Origin of the sequence: Streptomyces sennicomposti (assembly GCF_019890635.1) — a bacterium.
Lineage (GTDB): Bacteria > Actinomycetota > Actinomycetes > Streptomycetales > Streptomycetaceae > Streptomyces > Streptomyces sennicomposti.
This window is the reverse complement of the sequence record NZ_JAIOAB010000002.1, coordinates 64,495-83,966: the sequence shown is the minus strand read 5'-3', so window position 1 is coordinate 83,966 and position 19,472 is coordinate 64,495. Positions and strand designations below refer to the sequence as shown.

Below are 19,472 nucleotides of genomic sequence, written 5' to 3'. Positions count from 1 at the left end.
CTGTGCGTGGCCGGGCTGTGCTGCGGTCGTGGTGCCGGGCGGCGGCCCTCCCGACCCCCGTGGCGGGAGGGCCACCGTCCAGCACACCGTCAGTGGAGCCTGTTCACGGCCCTGACGGTCGTCTTCTCGAAGGCCGTCACCGGAGCGCCCTCGAAGCCGCCGAGCTGCGCCCAGTTGACGACCGTGACGGTGCGGCCGTCCCGGCCGACCGCCAGCAGGCGGACGTCGCTTGCGCCCCAGGAAGTCTCGGTGTGGACGCCGTAGACGTGGGCGCCCTCCTCGACGGGCAGCTCGCCGTAGTCCTCGCCGGTGGCCTCCGTGTCCGGGTCCTGCCGCTCGATGCGGGCCGCACAGGACGCGACGTCCCTGTTCAGCCGCGAGGTCAGCTGCTTCGCCGAACGGATGTCGGGCAGGACCACGGTGATCTGCCGGGCGTTCGTGTCCAGGTCGGTACGGAAGTCGCGGTGCCAGGCGGGCTCATCACCGGGCAGCGCCCGCAGACAGGTGTCCTGGTCCGTCCCCTCCGGCACGCCGGCGGTGATCTTGCCGGCGGTCCAGGACGAGGTCGGGTGCGGTGGCAGGTCCGCGGCGTCGAGGAAGCCGGGCGCCCTCGGAGCGGCGGCGGTGGCCGGTGCGGAGAGCGCCACGGTCAGAGCCGTGACGGCGACTGCGAGGAGCGCGCCTGCTGGTGTGCGCCTGGGCATGGGTGTCCCCCGTGAGTGAGTGAGTGCGGTGAACGCATGAATCCGGTTGCGGTCTGCTGTTGCGGTCTGCGGTGCATGCGTGTCGGGTGCCGGTCGACATCGGCCGGCCTACGCCGGCCGGCCGGTTCGGCGCGGCCGTTGCGCCCCGCCGGGTGCGCCCCGCCGGGTGCGGCCCGGTCGGTGCGACACCAACGAGCATCGGCGGTCACCGGCGGCCGGCGCAACGGCTGCCGGCCTCTCGCCGACGGTGGAACCATCCCAGCCCATCTGACGTGCAGGTATACGAGCACCTGGGATACGGGGACGCGAGCGGACGACGGGGGAACGGTGTCGACTCGAGACGATGTCGAGGAGTTCGCGGCGGCGCTGCGTCAGTTGAAGGACCGCACGGACCGGAGCTACGGCTCCCTGGCCCGCCGCCTCAACATGAACACCTCCACGCTGCACCGGTACTGCGCGGGCGAGGCGGTGCCGCAGGACTTCGCGCCGGTGGAACGGCTCGCGGCGTTCTGCCGGGCGACACCGCAGGAACGGCTCGAACTGCACCGGCTCTGGCTGTCCGCGGTGGCTGCCCGGCAGCGGGGACGTACGGCAGGTTCGGCGGAGGGAAAGGCGGAGACGGAGGTGCAGGCGGCGGCTGAGGCGGCGATTCCGGCAGCTGAGACGGCGATTCCGGCGCCGGACGCGCACCGGGACGGGTACGGGGGCGGGGGCGGGGACGCGCACCGGGACGCGGACGGGGACGGGGACGGGGCACTCGCCGAGGAAAGCACTTCAGCGGACGGAGCTTCTGCGCCGCCGCCCACTCCCCGCCCCTGGTACCGCCGCCGGCGGATCCTGGCGTCCACGACCGTCGCCTGCGCGCTGCTCGCCACGTTGGGCATCGCCTCCGCCCTCTCGGACGACCGTTCCTCGGAGGCGGGCGCCGACCGCTCCACGGGCCCGCGGACGACCGCCCCGAACGCACCTCACCGCTCGGCGGAGTCGTCCTCGGCCGGCTCCGCCGCCCCTCCCCCGGGCTCCGTCTCGCCCGGCTCCCGACGGAAGACGCCCGCCCTTCCCTCCGCCGGCGGCACGCCCGCCCCGTCCGCGAAGGGCCCGGTCACCGGCTCGCCCCTCACGTGGAGCGCCGACTCCCAGGTGTGGGCGATGGGCTGCGGTCACGACTACGTCATCGACAAGCCGCCCGCGCAGGTGCCTCCGCCGCCGTCGCAGCAGGACGCCGGGGTGTGGTCGGCGACGCAGGGCGCGGTGCACGGGCGGCAGACGATGGTCCGGATCTCGGTGCAGGGGCGGTCGTCGACGGCCGTGGTCCTGGAGGCGCTCCGCGTCCGTGTCGTCAGCCGCGGCGAACCCGCGGCCGGGAACGCGTACGCCATGGACCAGGGATGCGGCGGCGAGCTGACGCCCCGTCGCTTCACCGTGAACCTCGACGTCGACCGTCCCGTCGCCCGCCCCGAGGACGGCGCCGACAGCCGACGCACCCTTCCGGCCGTGCACTTCCCGTACCGCGTCTCCGCCCAGGACCCGGAGGCCCTGCTGGTCGACGCGTCGACACAGGCCTACGACGCCCGCTGGTACCTCGAACTCGACTGGTCCTGCCAGGGCCGCACCGGCACGATCCGTATCGACGACCACGGCCGCCCCTTCCGCACCACCGGCATCGAGGGAATGCCACGCTACTGGTACGGCTCCGACGAGGCCGGCGAGCGCGCCTGGGTCCCCTACGGCGGATGAGACGCGGCGCGCGCGGACTCGGTGCCGCACCGCCCGCCGTGCGCCGACTCGTCAGTGGTGCGGGGCGACGGCGTCCGCGTCCGGTCCCGGCGCCGCGGGCAGGCGTGACGGCCGCAGACGAGGAGCGTTCACTCCTCCAGGTCGGGGGTGCGCACCGGGCGGCGGAATCCGCCCGAGCGGACGGCGAGGATGCCCACGCCCGCCAGCGCCCACACGACGCCCACGACCTTGGCCGGTGTGTCCAGGCTGATCCACAGGGCCACGTTCACGACGAGCCCGAGGGCCGGCAGCAGGAGTTGCAGGACCGCGGCGGCGGGCCCGCGGGCCTCCGCTCGCCCCGCGCGCCGGTCGCGCACCCAGAAGCCGATCACCGCCAGGTTCACCGCGGCGAAGGCCACGTACGCCCCGAAGTTGATGAGCGACGCGGCGCTGCCGAGGTCCAGGAAGACCGCGGAGGCGGCGATGAGGCCCACGACGAGCACGTTCAGGGCCGGGACGCCGGTGCGCGGATCGACCCGCCCGAAGACCGCGCGCGGCAGCATCCCGTCGCGTCCCATGGCGAACAGCAGCCGTGCCGCGCTCATCTGCTGCGTCAGGCCGCACCCGAGGACGGCGGTGAGATACCCGCCCACGAAGACGGCCTGGAACGCGGCGCCGCCGATGTACCGGGCGATCTGCGGCGAGGCGCCCACGATGTCGCCCACGGCCGAGACGTCCGGGAAGAGCGTCTGCATGACGTAGGTGACGGCGAGGAAGAACACCCCGGCGGCGGCCACGATGAGCAGGATGGCCCGCGGGATGTCCCGGCGCGGCCGCTCGGCCTCCTCGGAGAGCGTGGAGACGGCGTCGAAGCCGAGGAAGGACAGGGCGAGCAGGGACGCGCCGCCGAACAGGTCGGGCAGCGGCACCGTCGTCGGGTCGAACCCGGTGGTGCCGAAGGAGTGGCCGTGGGTGACGACGGCGCGCACCGCGAAGACGAGGAACGCGACGGCCACCCCGGCCTGGACGATCACCAGCGCCACGTTCACCTTGGCGGCCAGCCGTACGCCCACCAGGTTCAGCGCCGTGCAGATCACCACGGTGGACAGCACCCACACCCACGCCGGGACCGCCGGGAGGACGGCGCCCATGTAGATCGCGGCCAGGAGGGCGTTGAGCATGGGCAGCAGGACGTAGTCCAGCGTGGCGGACCAGCCCACCAGGAAGCCCACGGGTGCGCCGAGCGCCTTGCCGGCGTAGGTGTACACCGATCCGGCGGAGGTGATGCGGCGGGCCATCCGGGCGTAGCTGAGCGCGGTGAGGCCCACCGCGACGAGGACGGCCAGGTAGGCCAGCGGCACATGGCCGTCGGTCTCCTCGGAGACCAGGCCGAAGGTGTCGAACACCGCCAGCGGCGCCATGAACGCGAGGCCGAGGAAGACGATGTGACGGAGCTTCAGGCCACGTCGCAGCCGTGCGCCGCCCGGAGTGCCGTCGGCGTGCCCGGCGGTGGCGGTCCCGTCGGTCGCCTCGGCGGTGGCCCCGGACGCCCCGGGGGTGGTCGCGGTGGTCTCGGAGGTGTGCGAGGAGACGTCAGACATGGGTGTGTCCGCCTTGGGTGTGACCGTGGGGGTGACCGTCTCGGGTGTGGGTGTTCTGGGTGTGACCGTCTCGGGTGTGGGCGGAGCAGGTGGTGAGGGCGCCGAAGTGGCCGGCGGTGGTGCGCGCCGTGGCGGCCTCGTGGACGATCTCGCCGCCCACCCAGGTGATCTCGGCCCGCTGCCGCAGCAGCGCCGCCGGGTCCGGTTCGAGCGCGTAGAGGTCCTCGGACCAGGCGACGAGGTCCGCCTTGGCGCCCTCGCGGATGACGCCGTACTCGTCCTCGCGGTGCCAGGCCCAGGCGCCCTCGGCGGTGTAGCCGCGCAGCGTCTCGTCGAGGCCGAGGCGCTCCGCCGGGGTCCAGGCGTCCTTGCCGTCCAACCCGGCCCGGGTGAGGGCCGAGTAGAAGCCGACCAGCGGGTCCATCTCGCCCACCTGCCAGTCGCTGGAGAGGGCCACGTGGGCGCCGGAGGCCATGAGGGAGCGCAGCCGCCAGGCGCGGTCCCAGCGCGCCTCGCCGACGTTCTCCATCCAGGTGCCGGCCACCAGGTCCGGGGAGCAGTGGCGCGGCTGCATGGCGGCGGTGACGCCGAGCCGGGCGAAGCGCGGCAGGTCCTCGGGGGCGAGGCACTCGACGTGCACGATGCCGTGGCGGCGGTCGCGGGTGCCGTTGGCGCGCGCGGCGTGCTCGATGGCGTCCAGGGCGAGGCGGATGCCGCCGTCGCCGGTGGCGTGGGTGTGGGTCTGGAAGCCGAGGCGGTCCAGTTCGGTGACGACCTGGGTGAGTTCGCCGAGCGGCGCGGAGGGGTGGCCGCGGTGGCCGGGCCGGTTGGCGTAGTCGTCCAGCATCCAGGCGTTGTGGGGTTCGATCACGTCGTCGGCGTAGAGCTTGACGGGGCCGAACGCGAGGCGGTCGCCGCCCGGGGCGGAGTCGGCCGCCGCGCGCAGCTCCCGGCGGAAGGCGCCGTCGGAGCCCATGGGGTGGAAGAGCGCGGCGATGACGCGGGAGCTGAGGCGGCCTTCGTCCTGGGCGCGCCGGAACAGGTCGATCTCGGCGAGCGGGACCTGCGGTTCGACCACGGTGGTGATGCCGGCGGCGGTGGCCGTCTCAAGGCTGCCGAGCAGCTTGCGGTAGCGGCGCTGGGGGGAGTACATGGGGATGTCGCGCTGGAGGCCGGCCAGGCCGGCCGTCGTCATGGCGCTGGTGTAGAAGTCGGTGACCCAGCCGGTCGCGCGGCCGTCGGCGTCGCGCTCGGGGCGGCCCCAGGGGATGTCGCCGCCCTCGTCCAGGCCGAGGGCGCGGATCGCGGCGTCGTTGAGCCACACCGAGTGCTGGTCGTAGGTGGTGACGAAGACGGGGCGGGAGGTGATGCCGGCCAGGTCGCGGGCGTGCGGGCGGCGGCCGGGGACCACCGAGTAGACGGCGTTCTCGGCGCAGATCCAGGTCAGGTCCGGGCGGGCGGCGGCGAGTTCGGCGAGGCGGCGGCGCACCTCGTCCAGCGTGTCGGCGCCTTCCAGGCTGACGGCGTCGGGGTCGAAGCCGAGCAGCAGGTGGTTGTGGCTGTCGATGATGCCGGGGGTGAGCAGGCCGCCGTCCAGGCGGCGGTGTTCGCGGGCCGCGGGGGCGTCCGTCTCCTCGCCGACGAAGGCGATGCGCCCGCCGGTGATGCCGACGGCGCCGGCCCAGGGCCGGGCGTCGTCGAAGGTGCGCACACGTGCGCCGGTGATCAGGGTGTCGAGCATGGGTGTTCCTCGGTTCTGGGTCGCACGGCGAACGGGCGCGAGGGCGCGCGGAGACGCGGCACGAGTTTTTTTACGTCGGCGTCAAAGAATGGGTCGAGTGTCATGACGTTCTCGGCTACTGTCAAGACATGGCCCGCCCCAAGAACCAGGACGAACGCCGCGCCCACCTCATCCAGGCGGTGATCGACACCACCGCCAGCACCGGGCTGCGCTCCCTCTCGCTCGCCGACGTGGCCCGCAGCGCGGGGCTGACCCGGGGGGCGGTCCTGTACTACTACGACGACCTGGACGCGCTGCTGAGCGAGGCCTATCGCGCGGGCATGGAGCGCTTCTGCGACCGGCGCGACGCGCTGCGGGACACGATCGCGGACCCGGCGAAGCTGCTCGGCGAGACCATCCGCGCCGGGCTGCCGACGGGACCGGACGACGCGCTGATGCGGCTGCTGTACGAGTTCGACGTGGTGGCGGGCAGCTCCCCGCTGCACAGCACGCTGGTCGAGGCGATGTACGAGCGGCAACTGGCCACGTACCGCCACGTGCTGGAGCGCGGAGCCGAGGCGGGGGTGTTCGACCTCCTGCTGGACACGTCGACGGCGGCCCTGAACCTCGTGGCGCTGGAGGACGCCTACGGGCTGCACATCGTGGGCGGCAACGGCCAGATCAGTGTGGGGCGGGCCGTCGAGGCGATGTTCGACGCCGCCCGGCTGTTCGGCGCGCCGCCCGTGTGAGGGGCGCCCGCGGGCGCGCCGGGCTCACCGTCTCCCCCGATCAGGCGCTGGTCCTCCGGCACGCCCCGGCCGACGCCGCCGGGGTGGCCGGCGGCATTCTCCAGATGGCGCAGCGGATCGCCGCGGCCGTCGCCGTGAGCGCCGTCTCCGGCAGCTATCCGCGCGGTACGTCGGCCCCGGCGGGCGCCCCGCGTACGGCTTTCGCGCACGCGACCGTCCTCTGCGCCGGTCTGCCCGCGGCGGCCGCCGTCCTGTCGCTGCTGCGCCCGCGCCCCTCCGCTCCCCCGGCGCCGCGTCCCCCTCCCCGGGCCCGGACATCCCGCCACCGCTCGTGAGGAGGTGTGAAGGGGCGGGGCCGGGCAGGCATCCGGGCCTTCCTCGCCGTACCACCCGGGTACGCGGCTCCCCCCGTGGCCAGGGTCCGGCATCCGACGGCCGCCGCGACGGGTGGGCCGGGCCTTGACGCGGACGGGTGGAGGTCATGCGCCATTACGCCGTAATAACGCGGTGGGCGAGTGGCGTTGGGCGGCGAGTGTCCCAACAGGGCGCTGCCCCGGGCCGTCGGCCCGCGCCCGCGGCACCGTCGGGGGCCCTCGGCACCGTTTACGCGGAGGACACCAGGCGTCGCGGGCCCGTAACACCGGGCGGGGAGACTCCTCGTCATCGCGCAGCACCGCGGGCCCCGCGAAAGGGCCCTGAGAGGCTGCCAGTTCACGACGCGTCGGCAGCAGGGCCGTACGCGAGCGTGCCCGGTCCGCCGCGAGCGGGCCGGTGGAAGCGCCGGGGGCGGTGACCGCGCTTCGTTCCCCCGCGCGTCAGGGCAGGTCCCCGGCGCGTCCCGGACAGGGAGAACCACGTTGACCACCCAGCACTACGACCCGCACACCCCGAACGCCGAGGCCGAACTCGACCGCGAGCGGCGCATGGGCGGCGCCCCGGGCACCGCGACGGCGGCACGCGAGATCAAGGTCGTCGATCTGACGGACTTCGACGCGCGCCGCGCCCGGATCACCGAGGAGCTGTGGCAGGCCGCCACGGAGACCGGCTTCTTCCAGCTCTCCGGTCACGGCGTCACCCGCGCCGAGACCGACGCCGCGTTCGCCGCCGCCGAGGCCTACTTCGCGCTCCCGAAGCAGGTCAAGCGCAGGCACGCGCTCAAGAAGGGCCTCAACGCGGGCTGGGAGTACCGCAGTCAGGTGCGCCCTTCCACCGGCCTTCCGGACGAGAAGGAGTCCTATCAGCTCACCCGCCCGCACATGGCGGGACTGTGGCCGAGCGAGGACGAACTCGCCGGGTTCCGCGACACGTTGCTGGCGTTCGAGGCGCGCTGCCACGCCCTCGCCCAGCAGATCCTGTCCTGCTTCGCCGAACGCCTCGGCTTCGCCCGGGACTTCTTCGCCGAGCGGCACGACCCGGCCGGCCCGCTGCACCAGAGCACGCTGCGCCTGCTGCACTACTACGCCGTGCCCGAGGCGGCGCGCGGACGCTCCGACGGCGCGTGGCGGGCCGGCGCGCACACCGACTTCGACTGTCTGACGCTGCTCTTCCAGCGGGACGGGCAGGACGGCTTGCAGGTGTGCCCGGGCAAGGAGGCCGACACCCGGGCCTGGACGCCGGTTCCGGCCCGCGCCGACCTGGTCACCTGCAACATCGGCGACATGCTGATGCGGTGGAGCGGCGACCGGCTGCTGTCCAACTTCCACCGTGTCGCCCCGCCCGCTCCCGACGGCGACCAGGGCCCGCGCTACTCGGTCGCCTACTTCGCGCAGGCCGACCGGGACGCCGTGATCACCTCGCCGGACGGCCGCCACGCGCCGATCACCGCCGAGGAGTATCTGCGGCAGCGGATCGCCGCCAACTTCGGCGGCTGACCCGCCCGTTCTCCCTTCTCCAGCACCGGCGGCCGACCGCCGCGGCCCGCGCCCCGACGCGCGGGTCGCGGCGGCGGTCCCGGCACCCCCGGACCGAAAGCGGGGTACGCCCATGCCCGAACCGCTGCTCCCCGAGGCGGCGTCGCACCAGCCGATGCCGCCCGCACCGCGCCCCTGCGCGCTCTTGCTGTCCGGCGCGCAGGTCGTCACCGTGGACGACGAACGCGCCGTGTACACCGACGGGTCGGTGGCCGTGGACGGCGACCGGATCGTCGACGTCGGCCCGGCCCCGGAGGTCGAGGCCCGCTGGCGGCCGCGCCGGAGGATCGACTGCCGTGGCCGGGCGGTCCTGCCCGGCTTCACCGACGCCCACACCCATCTCTTCCAGTCCCTGGCCCGGGGCATCGGCGACGGCGAGCCGATCTGGCCCTGGCTCAACCACTTCATGTGGCCCTACGCCGTGCACCTCGACGCCGAGGACGCGCTGACCGCCGTCCGGCTGGGCGCCGTGGAGGCGGCCCGCGCCGGCATCACCACCGTCGTGGACCATCATTACGCGCCCACCGACCCCGAGACGGTCCTCGCCGTCGCCGACGCCGTCGAGGAGATTGGCCTGCGGGGCGCGGTCGCCCGGGGCATGCTCGGCGACCGCACCAAGGTGGCCGACGCGCGCGGGCTGCCGGACGCGCTGTACCGGTACGGCACGGCGGAGGAACTGGAGCTGACCCGGCAGTGCATGGCGGTCCGCGGTCCGGACGCCCGCGTCCGTATCTGGCCCGCCCCGCTCAACCTCTCCTACGGGGACCAGGACCTCGTCGCCGGCGCGGTCGCCCTGGCCCGGGAACACGGTGTCCGCTGGCACACCCACTGCAGTGAGGGCGCCAAGGACCCGCAGAGCTATCTGGACGCCCACGGCGTCCGCCCGGTGACCTGGCTGGCCCGCGAGGGCCTGCTGGACGGGCGCGCGACCCTGGCCCACGCGGTGTGGCTGGACGCCGAGGAGACGGCGGCGGTCGGCGCGGCCGGCGCCGGCGTCGCCCACAATCCCTGCTCCAACGCGTATCTGGCCTCCGGCACCATGCCCTGGCAGGCCCTGCGCGCGTCGGGCGCGGTGGTGGCGCTCGGCACGGACGGGCCGAGCGCCGGCGGCCGGCAGGACATGTTCGAGGTGATGAAGCAGACGCTGTTCGCGCAGCGGCTGGCCGCCCTCGATCCCGCCGGGGTGCGCTGCGAGGACGTGCTGGAGGCGGCCACCCGCGACGGCGCCCGGTACGCGGGTGTGCCGGACGCGGGTGTGCTCCGCCCCGGGGCGCTCGCGGACCTGGTGGTGGTGGACCTCGGCGGAGTGGCCGTGCAGCCGGTGCACCGGGCCGTGTCGGCGCTCGTGTACGCGGCGCGGGCGGGCGACGTGGTGATGACGTTGGTGGGCGGCCGGGTCGTCTTCGAGGACGGCCATTGCCCCGGCATCGACGAAGAGCAACTGGCGGCGTACGCCAGCGAGTTGGCGGACCGCTTGGTCCGGCGGGCCGGGTTCGGCTCGCTGACCGAGCCGTGGCGGCGCCGGACGGAACGACTGGGGAGGAACGCATGACGGATGTGACACGGTCGGCGGGCGGCACGGTCTCGACACCCGCGGCGCCCACCGCGAGCGCTGCGGCCGGCACCGGAGCGACGAGCGCCCCGGGTGTTCCGGAGGCGGCGGGCGGCAAGGGCGTCGGTGACCGGTCCGGCGGCCGGGCGGGCCGTACGCGCACCGCTGCCGGCGGCGCTGCCGTCGACACCGTGCCCGTGTGGTGGCGGCTGGCCGCGCTGGGGCTCCAGCACGTCCTCGCGTTCTACGCGGGCGCCGTCGTCATGCCGCTCCTGGTCGCCGAGGGCATGGGCCTGTCGGCGGCCGACACGGCCTCGCTGGTGAACACCGCACTGGTGGCGTGCGGCGTGGCGACGCTGCTGCAGACCGTGGGCCTGCCGGGCGTCGGCGTCCGGCTGCCGGTCGTGCAGGGCATGTCGACGGCTGCCGTGCCGTCCCTGGTGTCGGTCGGCGTGGCGGCGGGCGGGGCGCGCGCCGGGCTGCCGACCGTGTTCGGCGCGGTGATCGCGGCCGGGCTCGTGCTCTTCCTGGTCGCGCCGGTCTTCGGCCGTCTGGTCCGCTTCTTCCCGCCCCTGGTCACCGGCACGGTCGTCACCGTCGTCGGCGTGACCCTGATGGCGGTCGCCGCCCGGCAGGTGGGCGGCGGCGACCCGGGCGCGCCCGGCTTCGGGACGCCCGGGCAGCTCGGTCTGGCCGCCGTCACGCTGGGCGTCATCGTCGTGCTGTACCGGTTCGCGAAGGGTTTCGTCGCCTCCGTGGCCGTCCTGCTGGGGCTGGTGGCGGGCACGGCGGTCGCGGCACTGGCCGGGCGGACCGACTTCTCCGGCATCGGCGACGCCGCCTGGTTCGGGATGCGGGCGCCGCTGCACTACGGCATGCCGCGCTTCGACGTGATGGCGGTCCTGTCGATCGTCCTCGTCATGGTGATCATCGCGGTGGAGTCGATCGGGCAGTTCTTCGCCGTCGGGGAGGTCGCCGGACGCGAGGTGGACGAGCGGGACATCGCCCGCGCGCTGCGCGCCGACGGGCTGGCCACGGTCGCGGCCGGTCTGCTCAACTCCTTCCCCACCACGGTCTACAGCCAGAACGTGGGCCTGCTGCGGATCACCCGGGTGACGTCGCGCTGGGTCGTCGCGGCCGGCGGCGTGATGATGCTGGTGCTCGGGCTGGTCCCCAAGGTGGGCGCGGTCGTCGCCGCGATGCCGCCGGCGGTCCTGGGCGGGGCCACGGTCGTGCTGTTCTCCACGATCGCGGTCGTGGGCATGCAGATCCTGGCCAAGGCGGATCTGTCGCAGGCGCGGAACACGGTCCTGGTCGCCGCGAGCCTCGGCATCGGCTTCCTGCCCACCGCGTATCCGCAGTTCGCCGAGCACATGCCGACCCGGCAGCTGCGGGTGCTCTTCGAGAGCGGCATCATGCTGGGCACGCTCACCGCGGTGGCGCTCAACCTGTTCTTCCACCACCTCCCGTCGCGCCGCCGGCCCCGGCCCGGCACGGCGGTCGCGGCCGACGCGCCGTGACGGAACCGGGTCCCGGGGCGGTGCCGGGGGCGCGTCAGTCCTTCACCGCCCCGCCGAGGCCGGAGACGAGCCGCCGTTGCACGAGCACGAAGAAGACCAGCACCGGGACCGTCATCACGGTGGAGGCGGCCATCACCCCGCCCCAGTCGGGATCGTCGGGCTTGTAGAAGACCAGCAGGGCCATCGGCAGCGTGGACTGGGAGACGTCGCTGATGATGAACGACTTCGCGAACAGGAAGTCGTTCCAGGCCGAGATGAAGGAGAACACGCTGGTCGCCACGAGCCCCGGGAGGACCAGCGGGAACAGGATCCGCCACAGGAACCGGGACCGGCTCGCCCCGTCGAGGGCGGCGGCCTCCTCCAGGGCCTCCGGTACGGCCTTGACGAAGCCGCGCAGCATCCAGATCGCGAACGGCAGCGAGAACGCGATGTGCGGCAGGATCAGCGACCCCAGGGTGTTCAGCTGGCCGAAGTCCCGCATCAGGAAGAACAGCGGGATGGTGAGCGCCTCCACGGGCACCATCTGGGCCACCAGGAACATGATCAGCAAGGTGGTGCGGAACCGGAAGCGGAACCGGGTGACGGCGGTCGCCGCCAGGAACGCGATCAGCCCGGAGGCGATCACCACGGCGCCCGCGACGACGAGGCTGTTGAGGAAGTAGCGGCCGAACTCCTGCTGTCCGAAGACCCGTCGGAACGAGTCCAGCGAGGGGGAGGTCGTCCAGGGCCGCGGCTGGGCCGACTCGATCTCCCCGGCGGGTCTGAAGGCGCTCAGCACCATCCAGTACAGCGGGAAGGCGACCACGGCGGCGGCCAGCAGCGCCGACGCCTCGGCCGCGAGCCGCCCCGGCCGGCGCACCCGGAGGCGTACGGGGTTCACAGTTCCTCCCCTCGGCGGCGCAGCAGCCGCAGGTGGACGAGTGTCACGGCGAGCAGGATCAGCAGCGTCACGACGCCGATCGCGGAGCCGAGGCCGTACTGCGAGGACGCGAACGCCTTCTGGTAGGCGTAGACGTTGAGGACGAGGTTCTGCCCCGCGATGCCGCCGCCGTTGGTCATGACGTAGATCTGGGTGAAGACCTTGAAGTCCCAGATGACCGACTGGATGGTGACCACGACCAGGATCGGCCGCAGCATCGGGGCGAGCACCGAGCGCCAGATCCGCCACGGGGAGGCGCCGTCCAGCGCGGCGGCCTCCAGCACCTCCCCGGGTACGGCGCGGATGCCGGCGTAGACGGTGACCATGACGAACGGGAAGGAGCACCAGACCACTTCGAGCAGGACGAGGAGGAAGGCGCTGTAGCGTCCGTACGTCCAGGAGTGGTCGCCGAGTCCGAGGACCCGGTTGACGGGCACGAAGTCGGCGTCGAACAGCAGCAGCCAGACCGTGGAGCCGGTGACCGCCGGGGTGGCCCACGCGCCGAGGGCGGCGAGCATCAGCGCGAGGCGGGGCACGGCGCGCACCCGGGTGAGCAGGACGGCGAGGGCGCAGCCGACGGCGAGCGTGCCGAGCACGCAGGCGGCCGCGAACACGACGGTGGCCAGCAGGACGTGCCAGAACTGGTCGTCCCCGAACAGTTCGGCGTAGTTGCCGAGGCCCTGGAAGGTGGTCGGCCGGCCGCCGCTGACCTGGGCCTGGGTGTACTTCAGGAGGGAGATCAGGCCGAGTTGGCAGACGGGGTAGACCAGCAGGGCGCCGAGGACGACGAGGGCGGGGGCGAGATACAGCCAGGGGGTGGCGGTGCGCCCGGCGGGCCGGGGGGATGTGCGCGGGCGGCGGCGGACGGATCGGGGCCGCTCGCGCACCGCGCCGCGCGGGGTGGTGGGCGTCGCGGTCATCCGGCGGCGCCGAACGCGTCGTTCATCTTCTTCGCCGCGTCGCCGGCGGCCGACTCGACGTCCTTCTTGCCGCTGACGATCTGCTGGAACATGGTCGGCAGCACCTGCGCGGAGTCGATCTGGGCCCATGCGGGGGTGGCCGGCACGGAGTCGTTGACCGGACTACGGAAAGACACGCCGGGCCGGAGCGCATCCCCCGCCTGGCCTAGTCGGTAGACGTTGCGCCATCCGAGAACGAAGGAGCGCAACGGAGTTGAACGAGCAATCCCGTGACATCCGCACCATCCAGCTCCCGCCGTGGGGGCGGGTGGCTGCGGACCCCGGTGTTGTGCCCTGGCTGGTCCTCGATGAGAAAGGGAAAGCCGTGCAGCCGGTCCGCAGGTTCCTGATCGACTTCATCGCCCGAGACAACCGGACCGGCAGCGTACGCAGCTACGCCTACGACCTACTGCGCTGGTGGCGGTGGCTGCGCGTGGTCGATGTCGAGTGGAACCGTGCGACCTCGGCAGAGGTCCGGGACTTCGTCCTGTGGCTCCGGGCCGCGACGAAGCCGCGCAGGGCGGCGCGCACACATTCCGCGAGACCGCCTCGCCGGCCTGCTGTTGCTCCTCTATGCCCAGTGGCCCGCGGCGATCTCCCGGCTCACCGTCGACCACATCGAGGAGACCGACGGAGCCGTCCGCCTCCGCCTCGGCGCCGTCCCCGTCGACTTGCCCAGCCCCGTCGCCGAACTTGCCCTCCACCAGGTCGCGGTTCGCCGCAGCCATGCCGTTCTCGCCCGGACGGATTCGCCCTGGCTCTTCCCCGGCGGCCAGCCCGGCCGCCCGATCAGCGTCTGGGCCATGGGCGAACGACTCCGCAAACTCGGCATCAGGCTCGCCGAGACCCGCTCGACCGCCCTGTTCCAGCTCGCCACCGAACTGCCCGCCGCGGTCCTCGCCCGCACCCTCGGGATCGACATCACCGTCGCCGTCAAATGGCAGCGAGCCGCCGCCGGAGACTGGGGCACCTACGCAGCCGAGGTCAGCCGCGGGAACAGCTCCTGAGATCCGTCCCCCGGATCAGCTCCCGCCGACGAACCCGTTCCGGACGAAACCAAGGTCGACGGGCGTCGCCGGTGCACCGCCTTTCCGCACATCGGCGAGCATTTCGGGCAGCTGCGGCGGCCACAACGGCTCACAATCACCGGATAGATCAGCTGGCGACCACCATCGCCACCGCAGGATCTTGTCTGCGGCATGCGAAGCAGCAAGGTCGCCGACTGGGTCCCGCCGGGGACCATGCGCGAGGAAGATGTGCTCGTGCTGACGAACCGGCACCCCTGCCCTGGTGAAGTCGTGTTCCCACAGACACAGCAGGGTGCCGTCGATCTCGATGTCGGTCCATCCGGTCTCCTCGCGCAACTCGCGCTCAGCGGCCTGCAGCGGCGATTCACCCGGGTCCAGCCCGCCACCGGGCATCGCCCAGTGGACGCCGACTTCCTCGTTGTCATACCGGAACATGAAGACCGACCCTGCCGGGTCCAGGACTGCGACTCTGGCTGCTCGTCTGGGTATCCGCATTAGGCCAGCCTGCCAGCGTCGAACACCGCTGTCGATCATGTCCACGGCCAGGTATTCGGAGAGTTCCGATACCCGAGCCCACCATTAGCCGTCTTCCAGGACGACTTGATCCGGACCTACCGCGGCTTCCTCGACCCCCGCCGGGCCGAGCGGCGCGTCGAGGAATACCGGGAACCCACCGAGCAGGAGTGGCACGACTTCCAGCAGCACTTCGAACTGCGCAAGGTCTCCCTGGGCACCTGCGGCCGCCCCTACGGAACGCCCTGCAAGCACGAGCACGCCTGCATCCGCTGCCCCGTCCTGCAAATCGACCCTAGCCAGCGAGAACGGCTCATCGAGATCATCCACAACCTCCGCGAAAGCATCCGCGAAGCCCGCGGCAACGGCTGGCTCGGCGAGGTCGATGGGCTCCAGGGCAGCCTCGACGCCGCCACCGCCAAGCTGCAAAGCCTCAAGCGCGCCCCGCCGACGGCCGACCACAGCTGGTCGACCTCGGCATGCCCGTCTTCACCGACCCCGCACCGCCGCCTCCGCGAGAACCGGGAAATCCTGGGGCCTGGGCCCCTCGTGGGGTCACAAGCCAGCAGCGGTAAGGATCCGATACATCTGGGTCGGCCGCAGCACATAGTTGGCAGCGGCGTCGTCGGCTACCTGGGGGTCCGGGTCACCGAGCAGCCGCTCCAGCAACACGTCCGTGACGTTGGGGTGACGGGCGACCCCGCGGCGCAGGAAGGGCTCGGCAGCGGCGGCGAGCTGCTGAAGGTACGGCAGGGGCAGTTCCGGGTCCTCCAGGGCGAGGTAGCGCACGTTCGGGCTTGGCTCGTCGACGAACGTGCGCAGCACGTCACGAGGGAAGTTGGGGTGGTCGACGAGCAGTGGTCGGATGTGCAATACGTCGCCGTGAGCGCGGACCAGTCCTTCCAGAACCTCCGGTGGTGTGTTCGGCCGACGGGCGGCAGCACGGCGGACTACGAGTTCCGGGTCGCTGTCCAGCCGACGCCATGCCTCTTCAGGCAGGTCGTGACAGGAGGCCAGTACGCGCCGGAATGGTGTGTACTGACAGTCCAGGTAGGACATCTGCTCATCGAGAGGCGCCTCGCGTAGCCAGTCCGGTTCGGCGAAGTTCCAGCTCAGAGCCACTTCCGCCTCGATGCTTCCGTCCGCGCGTTCGGCTTCTACGAGCGCATACAGTCGCGCCCGGGTTTCGGCGTCCACATGCCGACTCTGCGCAACCGCGACCCGCACGAGCGGGTCGTCGATGCCCAGGAGCTGGGCAACCATCTCTGCCGATAGATGAGGGTTACCGGCGACAGCCTGATGGAGCTCCTCTTCCTCGTGCCGCATGAGCTGCGCAAACTGTTCCGATGTGAGTGGGACATAGCGTGCCACGCTGGTGCGCACTGCGGGGTCGGCAAGACAACGCTCCCTCCACTCAGGCGGGACACCCGGATTCCTGTGCTCGGTGGCGGCTGCACGGACCTGCGGATCCGGGTCAGCGAGTAGTTCCACTTGCACGGTGATAGGCCGGTCGTACCAAGCTCGTGCGACCGCGGCACGCAGGCTCGGACTCGGCGCGCTGGCGAGCATCATCCGCGACTGGCCATAGGCTTCCTCCAGGGCTTCGATGCCGATCTGCACCTTGTGGTCAACCATGTCGCGGACAAAATCTGTGAACGCGTTGCGGATCGCCGGATCGGGATGCTCGGCAATCCTTCGGCGCATTTTCGGGGAGATCCGGTCCCCGTGAAGGGCCACAGCGGTGTTGCAGTTGCCCTGCGTCAGCAGAGCATCGACAACGGCGTCCTCCAGCCGCCCGCGACGCTGCGATATCCCGTGTCGGCCGGCCTTGTGTGTAGCCAGACGTACCAGGACATCCTGAGGAGCCGACGGGTTCCGCCCCAACCCGGAGAGTTGGGGGTGATCAAGGCTTGTCATGCGCTCAACCTAGTCGGGCCGCCGCGTGCCAGCCTTCCATCGGTCCTTAGTCCGGAAAAAACCGGGTGCCGGCGGCGAGGGTGTCGACGAAGGGCTTCTCGAACGGCTCCTTCGCGGCGATCTGGGCGCGCACGTCGGTGAAGGTCGGCAGGAAGCCCATCGCGTCGAACATCTCGCCCTGGGTCTTCTTCGAGGTGAGCCGTTTCATCAGGTCGACGGCGAGGGTGCGGTGCGCGGTGCTCCTGAGGACGCCGATGTTGTTGCCGCCGGCGAAGGCGGGCGCGACCGAGCCGGGGGTGACGCCGGGCAGCGGTACGACCGCGTACTTGCCCTTGACCTGGCCGGCTTCCACGGCTTGGTGGCTGAAGTCGCCGCCGATGGCCATGCCGGCCTTGCCGGCGGCGAAGGTGGTGACGGTGTCGTTGCCGGTCATCCCGGCGCACTTGGCGGCGGGGCAGTTGTCGTCGCCGAACAGGGACGTGTACGCCTCGATGCCCTTGCGGGCGGCGGGGGTGTCGATCGCGGCGGTGTAGGAGCCGCCCTCGGCGGTGGCGAGCGCGCCACCGCCGGCCCAGATGAAGGGCAGGGCGCCGTAGGTGTAGGCGCCGCCGACGGCGAGGCCGTAGAGGCCGGGTTCGGCGGCGCGGATCTTCCGTGCGGCGGCGGCGAGTTCGGTCATGGTCCTCGGCGGTGCGAGGTGCAGTTTCCGGAAGAGGTCGGTGCGGTAGTACAGGGCGCGGACGCCGACGAAGTAGGGCGCGCCGTAGACCTTGCCGGCCACGGTGACCGAGGTGCGTGCGGTGGGGTCGGTGTCCTTGGCCTCGGCCCAGGCGCCGAACTCGGCGGTGACGTCGGCGAGTCCGCCGTCCTCGACGTAGCCGGCGGTGTCGGTGTTGCCGTACTCGACGACGTCGGGGGCGCTCTTCGGGTCGTTGAAGGCGGCCTTGATCCGCTGGGCGCGGGTCTCCACGGGGATGTACTCGACGGTGACCTCGGCGCCCTCGTGTGCGGCGCGGAAGTCGGCGAGGACCTGGTCGACCACCTGTTCCTTGGGTTTGTTGTCGACCTCCTGGAACAGCCAGACGCGCAGGGTGCCGGTCTTCTCGTCCTTGCCGGCCGAGGAGTTGTCGGACGTCTGCGGGGCGCAGGCGGTGGCGGTGACGACGGCCGCGGCCAGCAACAGGGCCAGTCGTCGGCCCGGGTGTCTTGCGGAGAGCTTCATGAGCGAACCTCCGGTCAAGGTGTTGCAACATATGCAATGGCGGTTTTGCTCTGCACAACACCCTGGAGGCTAGGTACTCGGCGAACACGCCGACAAGAGGTCTCAACCACTCTGTGACCGTCGGACGCACCCCGTGCAACGCGGTTCGCCACAAAGGGAGTTGAAGCACGGCAAACCCGGTGCGGGGCCAGGCGACGGGACGTCGGGGCGCACGGCAAATCCGTTGCGGGGCCGGGCGACGGGACGTCGGGGCGTGCGTCGGCGGCCGTCCGTCAGGCCGCGAACCCGGCCCCGGCCCCGGGCGGGACGGAGCGCCGTACCGTCATACGTCCCGGACCGGGCAGGTGCTGCCCCGGATCTCCAGCCGGTGGGGCACCACCACGTCCAGGGGCGGCACCTGGGACACGGGGCCGTGGATGCGGTCCGCCAGGCACTGCAGGGCGCGTTCGGCGATCTGCTTCTTGTCGGGCACCACCGTGGTCAGCGGCGGGTGCGCGTAGCGGCCGTCCTCGATGCCGTCGAACCCGACGAGGGACAGGTCCTCGGGGACGCGCAGCCCTCGTTCGTGCGCCACGTGCAGCGCGCCGAGCGCGAGTTCGTCGCTGAAGGCGAAGACGGCGTCGGGCCGCGCGCCGGAGTCGAGCAGCGCGGTCATGGCCTCGGCCCCGTCCCGGCGGTGCAGGGACCGCACCGGCCGCCGCAGCGCCTCCTCCGGCTCCAGTCCGGCGCGCCGCAGTGCCCGCAGGTGGCCCTCCAGCCGCTGGCGTGCCGTCCCGTTGTGCAGATGGGGTTGCGGGCCGATCGCAGCGATGCGCCGGCGTCCGGTCCGCAGCAGATGGGTCGTCGCCTCGTCGGCCGCGAGGACGCTGTCGACCGCCACCCGGTCCGCCAGTCCCGGCGCGGGCTGCTCGCCGAGGAGGACCAGCGGCAGGTCGCGGGCGCGGGCGGTCAGCTCCTCCGGGCGCAGGGACCACGGGCTGATGACGAGCCCGTCGACCACCCAGCCTCCGGTGCCCTCCAGCAGCCGGCGTTCCGCCTCGCCGTCGCCGTACGTCTGGTCGATGGCCACCGTCCACGAACGCTGCCGGGCCGCCTCGACGATCAGTCCGGCCAGTTCCCCGAAGTAGGGCGAGTGCAGCTCGGGGATGACGAGGCCGATCAGGCCGGTGCGGCCGGCGCGCAGATTGCGGGCGGCCAGGTTGGGCCGGTAGCCCAGCTCGTCCAGCGCGGCCTGGACGCGGGCCCGGGTCGCCTCGGCGACGGGCCCGGTGCCGCTGACGACGTTGGAGACGGTGCGGATCGACACCCCGGCCAGGGCCGCGACGTCCTTCAGGCGACTGCTCACGGCGGCCATCTTGGCACGGGCGGCGGCAGCGGGACAAAGGCCGCGGGAAAGGGGCGGCACCAGGTATTGCAACGTTGCATGCAGCGCTGCAACCATG

Annotated in this window: 17 protein-coding genes and 2 pseudogenes; 8 read left to right on the top strand and 11 right to left on the bottom strand. The window is 72.5% G+C overall.

Translation table 11 applies throughout. The features are described 5' to 3' along the window. Positions 1–89: 89 nt before the first annotated feature. Complete coding sequence (locus tag K7787_RS01370) at positions 90–704, bottom strand: hypothetical protein (RefSeq protein ID WP_223000179.1); 615 nt, start codon at positions 702–704, stop codon at positions 90–92. Between the two features lie 327 nt (positions 705–1,031). Here K7787_RS01370 and K7787_RS01365 point away from each other — a divergent pair, with 327 nt between their 5' ends. Next, entirely contained in the window at positions 1,032–2,441 is a 1,410-nt protein-coding gene (locus K7787_RS01365) for a helix-turn-helix domain-containing protein (protein WP_223000178.1), read from the top strand. 128 nt (positions 2,442–2,569) lie between these two features. Here the strand turns inward: K7787_RS01365 and K7787_RS01360 are convergent, their stop codons facing one another. Together K7787_RS01360 and K7787_RS01355 are read right to left on the bottom strand one after the other, a co-directional pair. After that, entirely contained in the window at positions 2,570–4,021 is a 1,452-nt protein-coding gene (locus K7787_RS01360) for an APC family permease (protein WP_223000177.1), read from the bottom strand. Next, entirely contained in the window at positions 4,014–5,762 is a 1,749-nt protein-coding gene (locus K7787_RS01355; protein ID WP_223000176.1) for an amidohydrolase, read from the bottom strand. Before K7787_RS01355 ends, K7787_RS01360 begins: the two co-directional genes overlap by 8 nt. A 128-nt stretch (positions 5,763–5,890) precedes the next feature. On the opposite strand from K7787_RS01355, the gene K7787_RS01350 reads away from it, so the two are divergent. The 5 genes from K7787_RS01350 (at position 5,891) to K7787_RS01330 (ending at position 11,472) form a co-directional block, all read left to right on the top strand. Next, positions 5,891–6,490 carry a TetR/AcrR family transcriptional regulator gene (locus tag K7787_RS01350; RefSeq protein ID WP_223000175.1) on the top strand — a complete coding sequence of 200 codons (600 nt, stop codon included), beginning with the start codon at positions 5,891–5,893 and terminating at the stop codon, positions 6,488–6,490. Beyond that, positions 6,487–6,825, top strand: coding sequence for a hypothetical protein (locus tag K7787_RS01345; RefSeq protein ID WP_247720429.1), 339 nt, complete (start codon positions 6,487–6,489; stop codon positions 6,823–6,825). The genes K7787_RS01350 and K7787_RS01345 overlap by 4 nt, the downstream gene beginning before the upstream one ends. 588 nt (positions 6,826–7,413) lie before the next feature. Further along, positions 7,414–8,361 (top strand): 2OG-Fe(II) oxygenase family protein, encoded by a 948-nt coding sequence (locus tag K7787_RS01340; protein ID WP_308036275.1) that lies wholly within the window; start codon positions 7,414–7,416, stop codon positions 8,359–8,361. A gap of 112 nt (positions 8,362–8,473) precedes the next feature. Next, positions 8,474–9,952 (top strand): amidohydrolase family protein, encoded by a 1,479-nt coding sequence (locus K7787_RS01335; RefSeq protein WP_247720428.1) that lies wholly within the window; start codon positions 8,474–8,476, stop codon positions 9,950–9,952. Further along, positions 9,949–11,472, top strand: coding sequence for a nucleobase:cation symporter-2 family protein (locus tag K7787_RS01330; RefSeq protein WP_247720427.1), 1,524 nt, complete (start codon positions 9,949–9,951; stop codon positions 11,470–11,472). The genes K7787_RS01335 and K7787_RS01330 overlap by 4 nt, the downstream gene beginning before the upstream one ends. A 34-nt stretch (positions 11,473–11,506) precedes the next feature. Here the strand turns inward: K7787_RS01330 and K7787_RS01325 are convergent, their stop codons facing one another. The 3 genes and pseudogenes from K7787_RS01325 to K7787_RS01315 all read right to left on the bottom strand — a co-directional run. Beyond that, complete coding sequence (locus tag K7787_RS01325) at positions 11,507–12,352, bottom strand: carbohydrate ABC transporter permease (RefSeq protein ID WP_009192836.1); 846 nt, start codon at positions 12,350–12,352, stop codon at positions 11,507–11,509. Further along, positions 12,349–13,311 (bottom strand): carbohydrate ABC transporter permease, encoded by a 963-nt coding sequence (locus K7787_RS01320; protein ID WP_247720426.1) that lies wholly within the window; start codon positions 13,309–13,311, stop codon positions 12,349–12,351. The genes K7787_RS01325 and K7787_RS01320 overlap by 4 nt, the downstream gene beginning before the upstream one ends. After that, positions 13,308–13,457: pseudogene (locus K7787_RS01315) on the bottom strand (extracellular solute-binding protein); the annotation flags it as partial. The pseudogene K7787_RS01315 and the gene K7787_RS01320, both read right to left, overlap by 4 nt. 161 nt (positions 13,458–13,618) lie before the next feature. On the opposite strand from K7787_RS01315, the pseudogene K7787_RS31510 reads away from it, so the two are divergent. Together K7787_RS31510 and K7787_RS31505 are read left to right on the top strand one after the other, a co-directional pair. Continuing rightward, a pseudogene (locus K7787_RS31510) lies at positions 13,619–13,867 on the top strand (site-specific integrase); the annotation flags it as partial. 46 nt (positions 13,868–13,913) lie between these two features. Beyond that, positions 13,914–14,357 (top strand): hypothetical protein, encoded by a 444-nt coding sequence (locus K7787_RS31505; RefSeq protein WP_247720425.1) that lies wholly within the window; start codon positions 13,914–13,916, stop codon positions 14,355–14,357. Positions 14,358–14,372: 15 nt separating this feature from the next. Here K7787_RS31505 and K7787_RS01300 read toward each other — a convergent pair whose 3' ends face one another. From K7787_RS01300 to K7787_RS01280, 5 genes are all read right to left on the bottom strand, one after another. Beyond that, the gene (locus K7787_RS01300; protein WP_223000307.1) at positions 14,373–14,873 is read right to left on the bottom strand and encodes an NUDIX hydrolase; all 501 of its coding nucleotides are present in this window, start codon (positions 14,871–14,873) and stop codon (positions 14,373–14,375) included. An 84-nt stretch (positions 14,874–14,957) separates the two neighbouring features. Further along, positions 14,958–15,353 carry a hypothetical protein gene (locus tag K7787_RS01295; RefSeq protein WP_223000173.1) on the bottom strand — a complete coding sequence of 132 codons (396 nt, stop codon included), beginning with the start codon at positions 15,351–15,353 and terminating at the stop codon, positions 14,958–14,960. A gap of 93 nt (positions 15,354–15,446) precedes the next feature. Next, positions 15,447–16,808: a hypothetical protein gene (locus K7787_RS01290; protein WP_223000172.1), complete on the bottom strand. Its 1,362-nt coding sequence runs from the start codon at positions 16,806–16,808 to the stop codon at positions 15,447–15,449. 46 nt (positions 16,809–16,854) lie between these two features. Further along, on the bottom strand, positions 16,855–18,030 hold the full coding sequence (locus tag K7787_RS01285; RefSeq protein ID WP_247720423.1) for an extracellular solute-binding protein: 1,176 nt from the start codon (positions 18,028–18,030) through the stop codon (positions 16,855–16,857). 322 nt (positions 18,031–18,352) lie between these two features. Continuing rightward, positions 18,353–19,375, bottom strand: a complete 1,023-nt coding sequence (locus K7787_RS01280; protein WP_223000171.1) for a LacI family DNA-binding transcriptional regulator — start codon at positions 19,373–19,375, stop codon at positions 18,353–18,355. Between the last annotated feature and the right edge of the window lie 97 nt (positions 19,376–19,472).